Origin of the sequence: Mesorhizobium sp. BR115XR7A, assembly GCF_020165315.1 — a bacterium.
GTDB lineage: Bacteria > Pseudomonadota > Alphaproteobacteria > Rhizobiales > Rhizobiaceae > Mesorhizobium > Mesorhizobium australicum.
Genome location: NZ_JAIUHW010000005.1, coordinates 434,612 through 450,208, shown reverse-complemented (window position 1 = coordinate 450,208; position 15,597 = coordinate 434,612). Strand labels below are relative to the sequence as shown.

Genomic DNA, 15,597 nt, shown 5'->3' with positions numbered 1-15,597 from the left:
ACCATGGCCCTGATCGTCCTCTTCGGCACCTTCGTGTTCCTGCTGGTCATCGGCACGCCGATCGCCTTCTGCCTCGGCGTTGCCAGCTTTGCCACGATCCTCACGCTTGGCTTGCCGCCGGTCGTGGTGTTCCAGCGGCTGAATTCCGGGGTCAGCGTCTTTTCGCTGATGGCCATCCCGTTCTTCATCTTCGCCGGAGACCTGATGGTGCGCGGTGGTATCGCCGCGCGGCTGGTCGCGCTGGCAGGCTCCCTGGTCGGTCATTTGCGCGGCGGTCTGGGGCAGGTCAACATCGCCGCATCGACCATGTTCGGTGGCATCTCCGGCTCGGCGGTGGCGGATGCGTCGGCGGTCGGCGGCCTGATGATCCCGCAGATGAAGGCGCGCGGCTACGGCGTCGACTATGCCGTCAACATCACCTCGGTCGGGGCCATCATCGCGCTTCTCATTCCACCGTCCCACAACATGATCATCTATTCGATCTCCGCCGGCGGCCGTATCTCGATCGCCGACCTGTTCACGGCTGGCGTGCTGCCGGGTCTGCTGCTGGCGCTGTCGCTGATGACAACGGCCTATTGGGTCGCCAGCCGCCGGGGATATCCGACGGAGCCCTTCGCCGGCTTCGGCCGGGCCCTGCAACTGCTTGTCGCGGCCATTCCCGGGCTCATCCTGATCGCCATCATCTTCGGTGGCGTCAGGTCCGGTGTCTTCACCGCGACCGAGAGTTCCTGCATCGCCATCGTCTACGCCTTCCTGGTGACGCTGATCATCTACCGCTCGATGAGCTGGGGCGACTTCGTCGCGGCGACGACGGCGTCGGTGCGCACCACGGCCATGGTGCTGATGATCATCGGCTGCGCGGCGGCCTTCGGCTGGTTGCTCGCCTATCTTAGGGTACCGGCGGCACTGGTCGCCTTTCTGCAGTCGGTGTCCGACAACAAGCTGGTGATCCTGCTGCTGATCAACGTTGTCCTGCTCATTCTCGGCACCTTCATGGACATGTCGCCGCTGATCATCATCACGACGCCGATCTTCCTGCCTGTCGTCATGGCCTATGGGGTCGATCCCGTGCATTTCGGCGTGATCCTCATCCTCAATCTCGGCATCGGGCTTTGCACGCCACCGGTCGGCGCTGTTCTGTTCGTCAGCTGCGCCATCGGGCGAATTCCGATCTGGACCGCGATGCGCTCGATCTGGCCATTCTACGGCGCCGCCTTCGCCGTGCTGATGCTTGTCACCTACGTGCCGGAAATCTCATTGTGGCTACCGGGCCTGTTCCATTAGAGCGGTTCGGCGATCGTTAGAATCGTTGAACCGCTCTAACTCTTTGTGTTTACGCAATTCCAGGCGGAAAGCCGCTACGCACTTTTCGTGGAATTGCACTAGGAGGTCACCGAGGTGTCCGATACCGCAAACGACCTCAGGGTCGAGAGAAAACCCAAGCTGTCGGAAACCGTCGTGGGGGCGATCCGCAAGCAGTTGCAGGCGGGCGAGATCCCGCCCGGCCACAAGCTGCCGACCGAGGGCCAGCTGACCGAAACCTTCGGCGTCAGCCGAACCGTCATCCGCGAGGCGCTGGCCAAGCTTGCCGCCGACGGTCTGGTCGAGCCGCGGCAGGGCGCCGGGGTGTTCGTCACAGAGCATATTTCGACCATGTTCGGGGCGCTCGCCGCCGACATGGGAGCCAAGGATTCGGTCGCGCTCAACGTGCTCGAGGTGCGGCTGGCGATCGAGATCGAATCGGCTGGGCTCGCTGCCATCCGTCGCAACGCCGCGCAGGAGGCGGCGATCCAGGAAGCCTTCTTCGAGTTCGAGCGGCTGCTGCTCGACAGCCAGCCGACCGGTCCGGCCGACCTCGCCTTCCATCGCGCCATCGCCAGCGCCACCAATAACCCCTTCTATGTCGAGATGCTCGACGTGCTCGGCCGGCGCGCCATTCCGTGCGACGTGACCTCGCCCTGGTCGACCGAACTGGCGCAGTCCGACAGCTACCAGCGCGGGCTGCAGCGCGAGCATCTGGTGATCCTGAACGCGATCACGGCAGGCGATGCCGAAGCCGCGCGCGAGGCGATGCGCACCCATCTCGGCGCCAGCCAGCAGCGTTACCGCGAGCGGCTGCAGGCGCGGCAGGCCTACTACGCCAGCTCGGTCAAGGCGGCCGCAGGCGAATGATCCACCGAAAGCCAGGACAGAAATGAGCCAGAACCACACCGACTACACATCGCGCTTCGCCATCGACCCGGCGGCGGCGGCCGCCATGGGAACGGATGAGCTGCGCCATAATTTCCATATCGAGGATCTCTTCCAGCCCGGGCGCATCAGCCTGACCTACACGCACTACGACCGCATGATCGTCGGCGGCGCCGTGCCTGCGGCAACGGCATTGCCACTGGAAGCGATCAAGCCGACCGGCACCAAGGGGTTTCTCGACCGGCGCGAATTGATCGCCGTCAACATCGGCGGTGCCGGCACGATCGAAGCCGGCGGCCAGTCCTTCGACCTGCGGGCGCGCGACATGCTCTATCTCGGCATGGGCACCGACACGGTTTCCTTCGCTTCTGCTGATAGGAACGACCCCGCCAAGTTCTATCTGCTCAGCGCCCCGGCGCATCAGGCTCATCCCAGCCGGCTGATCCGCCTCGATGACGCCAAGCGCCTCGATCTCGGCAGCAAGGAGGCCTGCAACGAGCGCTCGATCTTCCAGTTCATCCATGCCGGGGGAACAAAAACCTGCCAGCTCGTCGTCGGCATGACCCAGCTGGCGCCGGGCTCGATCTGGAACACCATGCCGTGCCATGTGCATGACCGGCGCATGGAGGCCTATCTCTATTTCGACCTGCCCGAGGCGGCCCGCGTCTTCCACTTCATGGGCGAGCCGGACGAGACACGCCACATCGTCATGCGCAACGAGGAGGCGGTGCTGTCGCCGGGCTGGTCGATCCACTCTGGCGCCGGCACGTCCAACTATGCCTTCATCTGGGCGATGGCCGGCGACAATGTCGACTACACCGATGTCGATCCGGTGGCGATGGACATGCTGCGGTGAGCGACCTCTCCGCCTTCAGCCTGGCCGGCAAGCGCATCCTGGTGACCGGCGCCAACACCGGCATCGGCCAAGGCATTGCCATCTCGATCGCGCGCGCCGGTGGCGCCGTGATCGGCGTCGGCCGCTCATCGATGGACGATACCGCGAGCAAGGTAGGCGCTGTGGGCGGCCAATTCGAGGCGGTGAGCATCGATCTTGCCGACACGGCAGCAGTCGGACCGATGCTGGACCGCGTCTGGGATCAAAACGGTCCGATCGACGGGCTGGTCAACAATGCCGGCATCATCCGGCGCGCGGATGCCATCGATCTCGGCGAAGCCGACTGGGACGACGTGATCGACGTCAATTTGAAGTCCGTCTTCCTGCTGTGTCAGTCCTTTGCGCGGCGCCTCCTTGCCGGTGGACGCCAGGGCAAGATCGTCAACATCGCCTCGGTGCTGAGTTTCCAGGGCGGCATCCGCGTCGCGTCCTACACGGCGTCCAAGCATGGCGTGCTCGGCATCACCAGGCTGCTCGCCTGCGAGTGGGGGGCGAAGGGCATCAACGTCAATGGCATAGCGCCGGGCTATATCGACACCAACAACACGCAGGCGCTGCGCGCCGATCCCGACCGCAGCGCGGCCATCCTCGGGCGCATTCCCGCCGGCCGCTGGGGCGAGCCCGGAGACATTGGCGATGCTGCCGTCTTCCTGCTGGCGCCGGCCTCGAACTATATGCATGGCGCGGTGGTGCCAGTGGATGGGGGATGGCTGGCGCGATGAGGAGAAGACGATGACCGAGCCGAAGATTTTCGCGCATGCCGGCCAGGGTGCCTGGACGCCGACCCCGGATGGCAATCGCCGGCGGGTTCTCCTCACCACCGACGAACTGATGATGGTCGAATTCGGTTTCGACAAGGGTGGTGTCGGCGCCTTGCACTCGCACCCGCATGTGCAGGCGAGCTATGTCGCCGAAGGCCGTTTTGAGGTGACCATCGGCGGCCGGACCGAAATCGTCGAGACCGGCGGCAGCTTCATCGTGCCGTCCGGCCTGGTGCACGGCGTCAAGGCGCTCGAGGCGGGGCGGCTGGTCGACAGTTTTACGCCGCACCGCGCCGATTTCCTCGCCTGACCGGGTCGCCGACGATTTCTCGGCCAACGAAAAAACCCGCGCCTCCAGGGAAGCGCGGGTTGTTGCCTGGGCGCCAATGGCGCCGCGGTACTCAAAACATCACCGCAGAGTGCGAAAGCTGCCGCATCATGGTGAAGATAGACTTAATGCGCGTCAGGTGACGCGCCTGAGCAGGCCGAAAAGCCGTTCGAACGTCTTGCCGTAGGGCGGCCGCAGAAGGCTCCCCGCGCTCAAGCGCGACTGCAGGAAGACCGGTTTCTCCTTGCTGAAGGTGCGGAAACCCCATTCGCCATGATAGGCGCCCATGCCGCTGGCGCCGACGCCGCCGAAGGGTTGGTTCTCCTGCACCAGATGCAGCATGCAGTCGTTGATGGTGACGCCGCCGGCGACCGTCTCGCGCAGGATGCGCTGGCGGTTGCCGCCGTCGTTGCCGAACCAGTAGAGCGCCAGCGGCCGGTCGGCCTGGTTCACATAAGCGATCGCGTCGTCGAGCGTGGCGTATTCGACGATCGGCAGCACCGGGCCGAAAATCTCCTCGCGCATCAGCTTCAGGTCCGAGCCTGCGTTGCTGACCAGGGTCGGCGGAAGCTTCCGGCCCGCATTGCCGAGGTCCTCGCCGACCGGGTTGATCTCGGTGACATCGGCACCCGTGTCGCGCGCTTCCGCGATCATGGCGCGCAGACGCTGGTAATGCCGATCGCTGATGATGGCGGTATAGTCGGGGTTGTCGCGCAGCGAGGGGTAGAGCCGCGCCATGGCGATTGCGAGCTTCGCGGCGACCGTACCTGCTTGTCCCTTCGGCACCAGCAAATAGTCCGGCGCGATGCAGGTCTGCCCGGCATTCAACAGCTTGCCATAGGCGACGCTGGCAACCGCGGTGTCAAGATCGCAGGAGGGGTCGAGGATCGCCGGCGACTTCCCGCCGAGTTCGAGCGTGACCGGGGTCAGGTTGGCGGCGGCGGCGATCGCAACCTGGCGTCCGACCGCCGTCGAACCGGTGAACAGCAGATGATCGAACGGCATCGAGACGAAGGCTTTCCCCGTATCGGCATCGCCGGCGATGACGCTGAGTTCATCCGGGGCGAAATGTTCGCCAGCCAGCCTGGTCAGCAGCCCGGAAAAAGCCGGCGTCAGTTCGGAAGGCTTGACCAGCACGCGGTTGCCGGCGGCAAGCGCGGCCGTAACCGGCGCGACGGCGAGCTGAAAAGGGTAGTTCCAGGGCGAGACGATGCCGACGACGCCGAGCGGCTGCGGGACGAGGCGATTCCGGCCCGGCAGGAACGGCAAGGTGGTGGCAACGCGGCGCTCCCGCATCCAGCCGCCGACATGGGCGAGCGCATGGCGAATGCCGGCGCGCACGACGAACAATTCGGCCAGGCGGGTCTCATGCGCCGAGCGGCCGCCGAAGTCGGCATCGATCGCAGCGCAGATTTCAGTCTCGTGCCGCTCGGTCAGCGCCAGCAGGCGCCTCAGCCGGTCCTTGCGGACGCCAAGGTCGGGAAAGGGTTGTGCCTTGAAGGCGGCGCGCTGCAGCCGGAACCGCTCGCCCAGCAAATCCTGTCTCACCTGCAGCATCGCGCCCTCCGTGGCGTATCGGCGAGGGCAAGCTTACATCGCAACGCGGCGGAATCCATCAGGGGTGCGTGTGCCGCAGGGGAAGGCGTCGCCGGCGGTGTTGCCGAGGGCATTGACAGGGCGGTTGTGATGGGATGAGCGGTGGGCTACTCCAAGGCCTCACAAGGAGTCGCCCTTGACCATCTTGCCCGATCTCTCCCGTACGCGAAACATCGCTTGCCGCCAGGCGGCTGTCTGATGCCGGCGCAGGCGGCGGGTATCAGGGCCGGGGATCCCAAGCGGCGCGTCCTGAAGGAGGTGTTCGGCTTCGACGATTTTCGCCCCGGCCAGGCCGACGTGATGGATACACTGCTTGGCGGGCGCCATGTGCTGGCCGTCATGCCGACGGGCGCGGGCAAATCGCTCTGCTACCAGGTTCCGGCGCTGGTTCTGGGCGGGCTCACCCTCGTCGTCTCGCCGCTGGTGGCTCTGATGCAGGACCAGGTCGCGGCGCTGCGGCTTGCCGGCGTGGCGGCCGATACGATCAATTCCTCGCTCGACCGCGAGGCCAATGTCGCGGCCTGGCGCCGTGTGGCATCTGGCCAGACGCGGCTGCTCTATCTGGCGCCGGAGCGGCTGATGACCGAGCGCATGCTGGACGCCCTTTCCAGGCTCCACGTCAGCCTGATCGCCATCGACGAGGCGCATTGCATCTCGCAATGGGGTCCGGCGTTCCGGCCCGAATATGAGGATCTGTCCCGGTTGCGCGGTATCTTTGCCAATGTGCCGATCATCGCGGTGACGGCGACTGCCGATGAGAGCACGCGCACCGACATCGCCGCCCGCCTGTTCGCCGAGCAGGTCGAAACGCTGGTGCTCGGTTTCGACCGGCCCAACATCAAGCTGGCCATCGCGCCCAAGCAGGACAGCAAGCGCCAGCTGCTCGGCTTCATCGAGCGCCATGCGGGCAAGAGCGGCATCGTCTATTGCTTGTCGCGCAAGAAGACCGAAGAGATGGCGGCCTTTCTGAAGCGCAACGGCGTCACCGCGCTCGCCTACCACGCCGGCATGAGCAAGGAGGCGCGTGAAGCCAATCAAAACGCCTTCATGACCTTGTCCGGCGTCGTCATGGTGGGAACCATCGCGTTCGGCATGGGCATCGACAAGCCTGATGTCGCCTTTGTCTTCCACACCGATATGCCGGGCAGCCTGGAAGCCTATTATCAGGAAATCGGCCGTGCCGGCCGCGACGGACGCGAGGCCGAGGCGCATATGCTTTACGGCCTTGGCGACATCCGCATGCGCCGGCTGTTCATCGACGACGAGGATGCCTCGTCAGAGCACAAGAGGCGGTCGCACCGCCGGCTCGACACGCTGATCGGCTATTGCGAGACCGCGCAATGCCGCCGCCAGGTGCTGCTCGGTTATTTCGGCGAAGAGGCCCAGGCCTGCGGCAATTGCGACAACTGCCTCGACCAGGCGCCGCGCGCCGATGGCAGTGCCGAAGCGCGGAAGATCCTCGCGGCGGTTGCAGAGAGCGGCGAGCGCTTCGGCGCGGCCCATATCATCGATATCCTGCTTGGCCACGAGACCGAGAAGGTGCTGGCGAGAGCTCATCAAACACTCGGCAGTTTCGGCACCGGCGCCGCGCACAGGAAGACAGTGTGGCTGTCGCTGGTCCGGCAACTGGTGGCCGGCGGGTTCCTGATGCCGGATCCCGAGGGCCATGGCGGTCTCGCCATCTCCGAAAGCGGCCGCGCGCTCGGCCGTGGCGAGATTGCATTCCAGTATCGCGTCGAGACGCGGGACCCTCTGGCGCGCGGCAGGAAGCGTTCCGGGGAAGGCGCCGCCGGAGCCGAGGGCGTCGATGCTTCGCTGCTGGCGGCGCTCAAGTCGCTGCGGCTACGGCTCGCCAAGGAGCGCCAGGTGCCGGCCTATGTGGTGTTTTCCGACCGCACTCTCATCGACATGGCCGACCGCCGCCCGCTCGACCTCGACGCGTTTGCCGAAGTAAATGGCGTGGGAGGGGCGAAGCTCAAGGAGTTTGGCGCGGTTTTCCTGGCCGCGATCGCGGCTCATCAGGCTGGCTGAAAGCCTGATGGCGAGCGGTAGGGCTGATCAGGCTGGTCGAATGAGCAGTAAAAGCCAGGTCATCAAAGTTGGGAGCGCAGCCTGCTGGCCAGCCAGTCCGAAATTTTTTCCCGCAGGGGACGCGCTTCCCATTCAGCCAGGGTGATCTGCCGGGATCTCCCAAGGTCCTGGTTGAACAGGTCGATCTGCGTGTTTGCGAAATCCCTGCCGTAGACGTTCAGACTGGCTTCATCGTTCAGCCGCAAGGAGCGTTCGTCCAGATTGGTGGAACCAAAGCTCGTCCAGACGTCGTCAACGATCAGCAGCTTGGGATGATACATGGTGGGCTGAAACTCGTAGATGCGCACCCCAGCCATAAGCAAGTCGCCCCAGAAATAGCGCGAGCCCTTCCGAACCAAAGGCACGTCGGTGAGCGCGTTCGGAACGATCACATCGACAGACACGCCTCGCTTCCTGGCGTCCAGGATCTGCTGGAGGGCGATGTCGTCGGGGACGAAATAAGCCATTCCGATTCGCAGGTGATCCCTGGCGGCGGCTATCGCGGCCAGCATCATCAATTCCATGTCCTCCGAGCCATTTGGCTGCGAAGAAAGTATCAGCTGGGCGCCGAGCGACCCCGCCGGTTCGGGCGGAGGGTAGAACTTCTGACCCTGCAATGTCTCACCGGTCGTCTCCAACCAATTTTCGGCAAAGGCTGCCTGGAAAGCAGGTACGGCGGTCCCTTCGATCCGATAGTGCGTATCGCGCCATTCATCCGGATTGCGGGCGTCTCCCCGCCATTTGTCGGCGATGCCGACGCCGCCCGTAAAGGCCACCCGTCCGTCGACAATGAGCAGTTTGCGGTGGGTCCGGTTGTTCACGCGGTCCAACGTATACCAATGGATCGGCCGGTAGCGCTGGAACCTCACGCCGGCTCCTGTCATGATATGGATCAGGTTTTCATCGAAAGGCAGGCTGCCGACCCAGTCGACGAGCACCCGGACCTCGACACCTTGCCGCGCCTTGGCCGCCAAGGCTTGTGCGAATTCATATCCGACGGCCCCAGACCAATAGATATAGGTCTCAAAATCGATGGTGGACCGGGCCGCGCCGATCGCCTGGAGCATCGAAGGAAAAATCTCGTCGCCGTTCACAAGGGTCTGCACCGCGTTCGCGTCGGACATCTGTCCCAGCGAGTAGCTGCTCATCGACCTCGCGAACTGCGGATCCGATGCGTCGAAGCGATGCGGGACAATCGTCCGCAAAACCCGCGGTTCAGGGGTCAGGTTTATGGCAGCCAACGTGGCCAGACCGGCGACAACCGCAACGGCCACATAGCTTAATCCCTTGAGCAGCGGGCTGAATTTTCGACCCAACCGCGTTGCCTTCGCGCCCCTCAGCAACGCCACGAGACCGGCAGCGCGCATATCAGTCGCCCTGCTGCTTGCGATCGCGATGTTTCTCGATGTCCTCGGGCTCTTCATCGTCGATGCGGGTGATGGTCGAAGCCGAACTGTTTGATCTCAGCATTTCGTCCAACTTGGCATGAATGGCCTGGGTATCGCGATGTTCAGCCCGCTGAATGAAGAGCGTCATGGCCCAGGTGAGGAGCGTGGCCGCGCCATGCCAGTTCAAGCTTTGCCGGTCGAAAACGATCCAGAAGATCGCATAGGCCAGCAGGACCAGGAATGCTGCCGGACGAGAGGTCCACGTGCCGATCGAGGTGAGCGCGCCGGTAATGGGGTGATTTGCCATCAGCAGGAACTTTCCACGGTAACGCAGGTTCCCGCGAGCGCGTCGGCGAAGGCTGCCGTGCGGCACAGTTGTCTGCAGAAAGCGCCGTCAGGCCCTGACCATCCGTCTGGGTTGGGCGTTGTCTCGAACGGCTGCAGCGTCAGAGGCTGCAATGGGAGCCTTGCGATCGCGGGCCTGTCTCGGAGCGCCGCAGCGTCGGGACGTCGTCACGCAGGCAGCCCGGCGAGTACTGCGCCAATACCCTTTCCAGACGCGCCAGAAGGACTTTCCTCGACTTTATCTCGTACCCCAACCGCAATGTGCCTCCCATGCTTTTGCGGTTGGTGGTCAGCTCCTGCTGGAGGATGCCGATGCGGATGCGTACCTCATCGGCCTGTGCTCGAAGTGCTGCCTTGATTGGCGCTCGACCTTGCATGCTGAACTCGATCTCCCCTGGAAAACGGATATCGAACTTGAGGGACATGCTTTGGTTCCTCGGCATCGCTTCTTATTTCCCATCCGCGACAGCCGGTCGCGTCCCGCCGCGTGCATGCCGGCGCCTGTCGGCGATCATTATCGCCGAGGGTGGGGCCGAGCCAGCGAATTGGCGTGAGCCGATGCCGCCGGCATCTTCAATTTGGGGAATGGCGGAGAGGGAGGGATTCGAACCCCCGATGGGCTTGCACCCATGCCGCATTTCGAGTGCGGTGCATTCGACCACTCTGCCACCTCTCCGCGGTCATGGTCGGCCGTTGCCGGCGCGGCGCACTAGATAACGGCTGAACGGGCAGGTTACAAGGCCAAATCCACCGGAAATTCAGCTTCCTGTCCAGGCCTCGTTCGGAGTGCCACGCTCCGTCCTGGGCAGGAGTCTCGCCCGCATGGCAGGGAACCCGGCCCGTTTGCCTTGACTCCCACGCAACCTTCGGTTAGGGACAGCGCGCAATCGGCGTGGAGGGTTCTTCCGCGCCGCTTGTTTTTTGAACCCGCAGACTGACAAAAAGACGGCCGAACCGCCAGAGGCGGTTCATCAAGGCCGACCGAACAGCGAAAGGCAAAAAATGTTCGCAGTCATTAAAACGGGCGGTAAGCAGTATCGCGTTGCCGCCAACGATCTCCTGAAGATCGAAAAAGTCGAAGCCAATGTCGGTGACATCGTCGAGATCGGCCACGTGCTCGCTCATGGCGAGGGCGAGAATGTCACGTTCGGCGCGCCGTTCGTCGATGGCGCCCTGGTGACCGCCGAAGTCGTCGAGCAGGGCAAGAACCGCACGGTCATCGCTTTCAAGAAGCGTCGCCGCCAGAATTCGCGCCGCAAGATCGGCCATCGCCAGCTCTTGACCACCGTGCGGATCTCCGAGATCCTGCTGGGTGGCGCCAAGCCCGCCAAGAAGGCGGCCGTCAAGGCGGAAGCCAAGGCTGAGGTCGCTCCCGAGGCCGCGCCGAAGGAAGCCAAGGCCAAGAAGGACGCCGCCCCCAAGGAAGACGCGAAGGCCGAGGCCGCCGCCGCGCCGCTGTTCAAGGCGCCGAAGGGCGAGCCGGACGACCTGACCGTGATCAAGGGCATCGGCCCGGTCGCCGCCAAGGATCTCGCCGAGCAGGGCATCATCACCTTCGCGCAGCTCGCCAAGCTGACCGAGAAGGACGTTGCCAAGATCGACGAGAACATGCCGTTCAGCGCCGACCAGATCAAGGACTGGCGCGAGCAGGCCAAGGAACTGGCCAAGAAGTAAGGCGAACCGGCGCGAAACGTCGCTGGATCGGACTTGAAACGGAACGCGAACGCGTTCATAAGACCATTCAAGCGCCCATGGGCGCATCGGAGTTAGTTAGATGGCACACAAGAAAGCTGGCGGCTCGTCGCGCAACGGTCGCGACTCGCATTCCAAGCGTCTGGGCGTGAAGAAGTTCGGCGGCGAAGCCGTCATCCCGGGCAACATCATCATTCGTCAACGCGGCACCACCTGGCATCCCGGCGTCAATGTCGGCATGGGCACGGACCACACCCTTTTCGCGCTCGAAACCGGCGCCGTGACGTTCAACAAAAAAGCCAACGGCCGAACCTACGTATCGGTCAACCCGATTACCAAAGCCGCGGAGTAGCCGGTTCCGCACTAGAACACCGGCGCCCATCTCGGGACCGGTGTCTGGCAAAACCAGGAAAAGGATCAGGGGAGATGGGTTTCCATCTCCCCTTTTTCTTGTGCCTGGAGGACTTCAAATGGTTGCCGAAGCGGAAGATTCAGAAGACGAAAGTTACGCGATAGATTGCCCGGTGCTGGTCACCGAGCGGCTGGTGATGCGCGCTCCCGATGAGCGGGATATCGCGCAACTGGTCGAACTTGCCGACAACCGTCACGTTGCCGAGATGCTGGCGCGCATGCCGCACCCCTATGGGGAGGCCGAGGGACGTGCTTTCCTCGCCATGACCAAGGCGCGGCGCGCCGGCATCGCCTATGCCTTGACGCTGGCCGGCACCGACACTTTCGTCGGCTGCGCCGGGCTGAACACCACCGATCGCGGCCTTGAGCTCGGCTACTGGATCGGCGAGCCCTACTGGAAGAAGGGCTACGCCACGGAAGCCGCGCACGCGCTGGTCGACCTCGCCTTCCAGAAGACGTCGATCCAGGTGCTGCAGGCCTCGACCAGGGTCATCAATCCGGCTTCACGCCGCGTCATCCACAAATGCGGCTTCCAATATGCCGGCCAGGGCATGCTGAATTCGATCGTCGCCGGCCAGGTGCCGGTCGAACGTTACCGGCTCGACAGGAAAACCTGGACGAGCCTGCGCAATTGGATCCACTTCTAGGTGCGTCGATATTCAGGTGAGGCCGGCCTGACCTGAATATCGGCAAACCTTGGCGCGTGGGGCGAAACAGTACAAATCAGCTCGGGACCGGACTTGGGCTTAGCCCAGTTCGACCCAGACCGGCCGGTGGTCGGAACCGACTGATTGTCTGTCGACCCACAGGCGCTTCAGCGACCGGGCAAGCGAGGCGCTGGTGAAGATATAGTCGATGCGCTTGTGGCGGCTGGCGTTGGTGGGGTCGTTGGGATCGACCCAGGAGACGAGATCGTCGCCGGCGACATCGAGGCGCAGGGCGGCATCGACGGCGAAGTCGGCGGTCAGCGGCATGCCGAATTCATGGTCCGGCCGGCCGGCGAGTTCGACATATTCGGGCGAGCCGGCCAGCATGTTGAAATCGCCCATGCCGACAAAGGCTTCCGGATGCGGCAGTTCCGGCAGGCCGATCTCGGCGACGCCGGACAGCGCACCGCCTTCGAGCGCATAGTTCAACAGGCGCTGGCGCAGGAACTGGATCTGGCTGGCGCGTTCGACCGGGCTGCGGTGATCGAGATGGATGGAATAGAAGCGGATGAAACCAAGCGGCGTCTCGATCAGGGCTTCCAGCGCGCCGCGCTGGAAGTTCATCATCTCGAAGCTGCGGCTGCGCGGCAGAAGCAGGTTGCGCGACAGATGAATGGGTGTTTTCGACAAGACCATGTTGCCGAGCTGGAAGGTCGTGGTGATGGCGCGGCCGTCCTCGATGCGCGAGCCGATATTGGCCTCGAAATTGCTGCCATAGACGGCGAAATAATCGGGCAGCGCCTCGCCGATCTCGGCCACCATGTCGCGGCTGCCGTTCCGGGGATTGTTGCGGGTGACCTCCTGCAGCGCGATTACGTCGGCGCCGCGCACCGCGTCGGCGATGCGCCCGAGATCGTAGCGTCCATCGAGACCGATGCCGTACTGGATGTTGTAGGTTACAAGCTTCATTCCGACGTCTCTCCGGCCAACCCCGCGCGGCCATCGTCACAAAACGGCCTCGCCCTTCGCCGCGCCTTGGTTTAGAGCAAGGCCCAAGGTTTAGAGCAATGCCGCAAGGCCAATAAAAGAAACTGCAGTCCCATGAAATTTCTCGATCAAGCCAAGGTCTATGTCCGCTCCGGTGACGGGGGCGCCGGTTCGGTGTCGTTCCGGCGCGAGAAGTTCATCGAGTTCGGTGGCCCGGATGGCGGCGATGGCGGCCGCGGCGGCGATGTCTGGCTGGAAGCGGTCGACGGGCTGAACACGCTGATCGACTATCGCTATCAGCAGCATTTCAAGGCCAAGACCGGAGTCCACGGCATGGGCCGCAACATGACCGGCGCCAAGGGCGCCGATGTCACGCTGAAGGTGCCGGCCGGAACGCAGGTCTTCGAAGAGGACAATGAGACGCTGATCTGCGACCTGACCGTCGTCGGCCAGCGCTTCCTCCTGGCCAAGGGCGGCAATGGCGGCTTCGGCAACCAGCATTTCAAGACCTCGACCAACCAGGCGCCGCGCCGCGCCAATCCCGGCCTTCCCGGCGAAGAACTCAATATCTGGCTCAGGCTGAAGCTGATCGCCGACGCCGGGCTGGTCGGGCTGCCGAATGCCGGCAAGTCGACATTCCTTGCCGCCGTCACCGCGGCCAAGCCGAAGATCGCCGACTATCCGTTCACGACCCTGCATCCGGGCCTCGGTGTCGCCCGCATCGATGCGCGCGAATTCGTCATCGCCGACATTCCAGGTCTGATCGAAGGCGCGCATGAAGGCGTCGGCATCGGCGACCGCTTCCTCGGCCATGTCGAGCGCACGCGCGTGCTGCTGCACCTGGTCTCCGCGCAGGAAGAGAACCCGGGCAAGGCCTACAAGACCGTGCGGGCCGAGCTCGAGGCCTATGGCCACGGCTTGACCGACAAGGCCGAGATCCTGGCGCTGAGCCAGGTCGACACGCTCGACGCAGACGCGCGCAAGAAGAAGGTTGCTTCGCTGAAGCGTGCCGCCGGCCGCGCGCCGATGCTGCTGTCGGCGGTCACCGGCGAGGGCGTCGAGGCGGTGCAGCGCGCGTTGATGGCTGTCATCGCGGAGGCGCGTGCGCGGATCGTCGCGCCGGTCGAGTCGCGCTGGGAAAAGTAAGGTCATGCAGCCGCTCAGGAAATACCGGCGCATCACCGTCAAGATCGGCTCGGCATTGCTCGTCGATCGCGCGAGCGGCCTGAAGCGCGACTGGCTGGCCTCGCTCGCCGACGACATCGCGGTGCTTGCCCAGGGAGGAGCCGAAATCCTCGTCGTGTCGTCGGGCGCCATCGCGCTCGGCCGCACCATTCTTGGCCTTGGCAAGCGCGCCCTGAAGCTCGAGGAGAGCCAGGCCGCCGCCGCCGTCGGGCAGATCGCGCTCGCCGGCGCATGGTCTGACGCGCTCGGCAAGGGTGCCTTGAAATCGGGCCAGATCCTTTTGACGCTCGGCGATACCGAGGAGCGCCGGCGTTATCTCAACGCGCGGGCCACCATATCGACGCTGCTCAAGATGAAGGCGGTGCCGGTCATCAACGAGAACGACACGGTGGCGACCTCCGAAATCCGCTATGGCGACAATGACCGGCTGGCGGCCCGCGTCGCCACCATGATGGGCGCGGACCTGCTGGTGCTGCTCTCCGACATTGACGGGCTCTACACCGCGCCGCCAGCGTTGGACCCCGGTGCAAAGTTCATTCCGGTGGTCGATCGCATCACACCAGACATCGAAGCGATGGCGGGAGCCGCCGCGTCCGAGCTGTCGCGCGGCGGCATGCGTACCAAGCTCGATGCGGGCAAGATCGCCAATGCGGCGGGCACGGCGATGATCATCACCTCCGGCACAAGGCTGTCGCCGCTGATGGCGATCGAGCGCGGCGAGCGCGCGACGTTCTTCAAGCCCAGCGCCAATCCCGTGAAAGGCTACAAGACCTGGATCGCCGGCCAGCTCGAACCGGCCGGGCGGCTGACCGTCGATGCCGGCGCCATCGGCGCGCTCATTTCGGGCAAGTCGCTGCTGCCGGCCGGCGTCAAGCTGGTCAGCGGCAATTTCTCCCGCGGCGACACGGTGGCGATCCTGTCGCCCGAAGGCCGCGAGATCGCGCGCGGGCTGGTTGCCTACGATGCCGCCGATGCCGTAAGGATCGCAGGCCTGAAGACGGCCGAGATCGAGACCGTGCTCGGTTACGAGGCGCGTTCGGCGATGATCCACCGCGACGATCTCGTCGTAAGTCACGCCGGAAGCGACATAAGCGAAGGATGA

16 protein-coding genes and 1 tRNA gene are annotated in these 15,597 nt (G+C 64.3%); 11 read left to right on the top strand and 6 right to left on the bottom strand.

The window, feature by feature from the left end:
- The first annotated feature begins 3 nt into the window (after positions 1-3).
- The 5 genes from LB557_RS13995 (at position 4) to LB557_RS13975 (ending at position 4,156) form a co-directional block, all read left to right on the top strand.
- A complete protein-coding gene (locus tag LB557_RS13995) occupies positions 4-1,284 on the top strand; it encodes a TRAP transporter large permease (protein WP_140822662.1) in 1,281 nt (426 codons plus the stop codon).
- A gap of 114 nt (positions 1,285-1,398) precedes the next feature.
- Entirely contained in the window at positions 1,399-2,172 is a 774-nt protein-coding gene (locus LB557_RS13990; RefSeq protein ID WP_015315180.1) for a FadR/GntR family transcriptional regulator, read from the top strand.
- A gap of 22 nt (positions 2,173-2,194) precedes the next feature.
- Positions 2,195-3,046: a 5-dehydro-4-deoxy-D-glucuronate isomerase gene (kduI, locus tag LB557_RS13985; protein ID WP_140662554.1), complete on the top strand. Its 852-nt coding sequence runs from the start codon at positions 2,195-2,197 to the stop codon at positions 3,044-3,046.
- Entirely contained in the window at positions 3,043-3,807 is a 765-nt protein-coding gene (kduD, locus tag LB557_RS13980) for a 2-dehydro-3-deoxy-D-gluconate 5-dehydrogenase KduD (RefSeq protein ID WP_140616586.1), read from the top strand. The genes kduI and kduD overlap by 4 nt, the downstream gene beginning before the upstream one ends.
- A 10-nt stretch (positions 3,808-3,817) precedes the next feature.
- The gene (locus LB557_RS13975; RefSeq protein WP_140822658.1) at positions 3,818-4,156 is read left to right on the top strand and encodes a cupin domain-containing protein; all 339 of its coding nucleotides are present in this window, start codon (positions 3,818-3,820) and stop codon (positions 4,154-4,156) included.
- Positions 4,157-4,309: 153 nt separating this feature from the next.
- Here the strand turns inward: LB557_RS13975 and LB557_RS13970 are convergent, their stop codons facing one another.
- Positions 4,310-5,731 carry a coniferyl aldehyde dehydrogenase gene (locus LB557_RS13970; protein WP_224642120.1) on the bottom strand — a complete coding sequence of 474 codons (1,422 nt, stop codon included), beginning with the start codon at positions 5,729-5,731 and terminating at the stop codon, positions 4,310-4,312.
- A 237-nt stretch (positions 5,732-5,968) separates the two neighbouring features.
- On the opposite strand from LB557_RS13970, the gene recQ reads away from it, so the two are divergent.
- Positions 5,969-7,801, top strand: a complete 1,833-nt coding sequence (recQ, locus tag LB557_RS13965; RefSeq protein ID WP_224642122.1) for a DNA helicase RecQ — start codon at positions 5,969-5,971, stop codon at positions 7,799-7,801.
- A 62-nt stretch (positions 7,802-7,863) separates the two neighbouring features.
- Here recQ and LB557_RS13960 read toward each other — a convergent pair whose 3' ends face one another.
- The 4 genes from LB557_RS13960 to LB557_RS13945 form a co-directional block, all read right to left on the bottom strand.
- Complete coding sequence (locus LB557_RS13960) at positions 7,864-9,207, bottom strand: phospholipase D-like domain-containing protein (protein WP_224642124.1); 1,344 nt, start codon at positions 9,205-9,207, stop codon at positions 7,864-7,866.
- Position 9,208: 1 nt separating this feature from the next.
- Entirely contained in the window at positions 9,209-9,535 is a 327-nt protein-coding gene (locus LB557_RS13955) for a low affinity iron permease family protein (RefSeq protein WP_015315187.1), read from the bottom strand.
- Positions 9,536-9,674: 139 nt separating this feature from the next.
- Positions 9,675-9,998: a hypothetical protein gene (locus tag LB557_RS13950; protein ID WP_224642126.1), complete on the bottom strand. Its 324-nt coding sequence runs from the start codon at positions 9,996-9,998 to the stop codon at positions 9,675-9,677.
- A gap of 161 nt (positions 9,999-10,159) precedes the next feature.
- A tRNA-Ser gene (locus LB557_RS13945) sits at positions 10,160-10,249 on the bottom strand.
- A 326-nt stretch (positions 10,250-10,575) separates the two neighbouring features.
- Here LB557_RS13945 and LB557_RS13940 point away from each other — a divergent pair.
- From LB557_RS13940 to LB557_RS13930, 3 genes are all read left to right on the top strand, one after another.
- Positions 10,576-11,247: a 50S ribosomal protein L21 gene (locus LB557_RS13940; protein WP_224642128.1), complete on the top strand. Its 672-nt coding sequence runs from the start codon at positions 10,576-10,578 to the stop codon at positions 11,245-11,247.
- Positions 11,248-11,347: 100 nt separating this feature from the next.
- Positions 11,348-11,617 (top strand): 50S ribosomal protein L27, encoded by a 270-nt coding sequence (gene rpmA / locus LB557_RS13935; RefSeq protein ID WP_015315190.1) that lies wholly within the window; start codon positions 11,348-11,350, stop codon positions 11,615-11,617.
- 118 nt (positions 11,618-11,735) lie between these two features.
- Positions 11,736-12,323: a GNAT family N-acetyltransferase gene (locus tag LB557_RS13930; protein WP_140712513.1), complete on the top strand. Its 588-nt coding sequence runs from the start codon at positions 11,736-11,738 to the stop codon at positions 12,321-12,323.
- Between the two features lie 99 nt (positions 12,324-12,422).
- Here LB557_RS13930 and LB557_RS13925 read toward each other — a convergent pair whose 3' ends face one another.
- On the bottom strand, positions 12,423-13,292 hold the full coding sequence (locus LB557_RS13925) for an endonuclease/exonuclease/phosphatase family protein (RefSeq protein WP_015315191.1): 870 nt from the start codon (positions 13,290-13,292) through the stop codon (positions 12,423-12,425).
- A gap of 132 nt (positions 13,293-13,424) precedes the next feature.
- Here LB557_RS13925 and obgE point away from each other — a divergent pair, with 132 nt between their 5' ends.
- Both obgE and proB read left to right on the top strand, forming a co-directional pair.
- Entirely contained in the window at positions 13,425-14,456 is a 1,032-nt protein-coding gene (gene obgE, locus LB557_RS13920) for a GTPase ObgE (protein ID WP_140616594.1), read from the top strand.
- A gap of 4 nt (positions 14,457-14,460) precedes the next feature.
- The gene (proB, locus tag LB557_RS13915; protein ID WP_224642129.1) at positions 14,461-15,597 is read left to right on the top strand and encodes a glutamate 5-kinase; all 1,137 of its coding nucleotides are present in this window, start codon (positions 14,461-14,463) and stop codon (positions 15,595-15,597) included.

Excerpts from the sequence above, each read along its gene's own strand:
- LB557_RS13995 (WP_140822662.1), top strand. The coding sequence starts at position 4 with ATGGCCCTGATCGTCCTCTTCGGCACCTTCGTGTTCCTGCTGGTCATC.
- kduI (WP_140662554.1), top strand. The coding sequence starts at position 2,195 with ATGAGCCAGAACCACACCGACTACACATCGCGCTTCGCCATCGACCCG.
- LB557_RS13975 (WP_140822658.1), top strand. The coding sequence starts at position 3,818 with ATGACCGAGCCGAAGATTTTCGCGCATGCCGGCCAGGGTGCCTGGACG.
- LB557_RS13970 (WP_224642120.1), bottom strand. The coding sequence starts at position 5,731 with ATGCTGCAGGTGAGACAGGATTTGCTGGGCGAGCGGTTCCGGCTGCAG.
- recQ (WP_224642122.1), top strand. The coding sequence starts at position 5,969 with ATGCCGGCGCAGGCGGCGGGTATCAGGGCCGGGGATCCCAAGCGGCGC.
- LB557_RS13960 (WP_224642124.1), bottom strand. The coding sequence starts at position 9,207 with ATGCGCGCTGCCGGTCTCGTGGCGTTGCTGAGGGGCGCGAAGGCAACG.
- LB557_RS13955 (WP_015315187.1), bottom strand. The coding sequence starts at position 9,535 with ATGGCAAATCACCCCATTACCGGCGCGCTCACCTCGATCGGCACGTGG.
- LB557_RS13950 (WP_224642126.1), bottom strand. The coding sequence starts at position 9,998 with ATGTCCCTCAAGTTCGATATCCGTTTTCCAGGGGAGATCGAGTTCAGC.
- LB557_RS13940 (WP_224642128.1), top strand. The coding sequence starts at position 10,576 with ATGTTCGCAGTCATTAAAACGGGCGGTAAGCAGTATCGCGTTGCCGCC.
- rpmA (WP_015315190.1), top strand. The coding sequence starts at position 11,348 with ATGGCACACAAGAAAGCTGGCGGCTCGTCGCGCAACGGTCGCGACTCG.
- LB557_RS13930 (WP_140712513.1), top strand. The coding sequence starts at position 11,736 with ATGGTTGCCGAAGCGGAAGATTCAGAAGACGAAAGTTACGCGATAGAT.
- LB557_RS13925 (WP_015315191.1), bottom strand. The coding sequence starts at position 13,292 with ATGAAGCTTGTAACCTACAACATCCAGTACGGCATCGGTCTCGATGGA.
- obgE (WP_140616594.1), top strand. The coding sequence starts at position 13,425 with ATGAAATTTCTCGATCAAGCCAAGGTCTATGTCCGCTCCGGTGACGGG.
- proB (WP_224642129.1), top strand. The coding sequence starts at position 14,461 with ATGCAGCCGCTCAGGAAATACCGGCGCATCACCGTCAAGATCGGCTCG.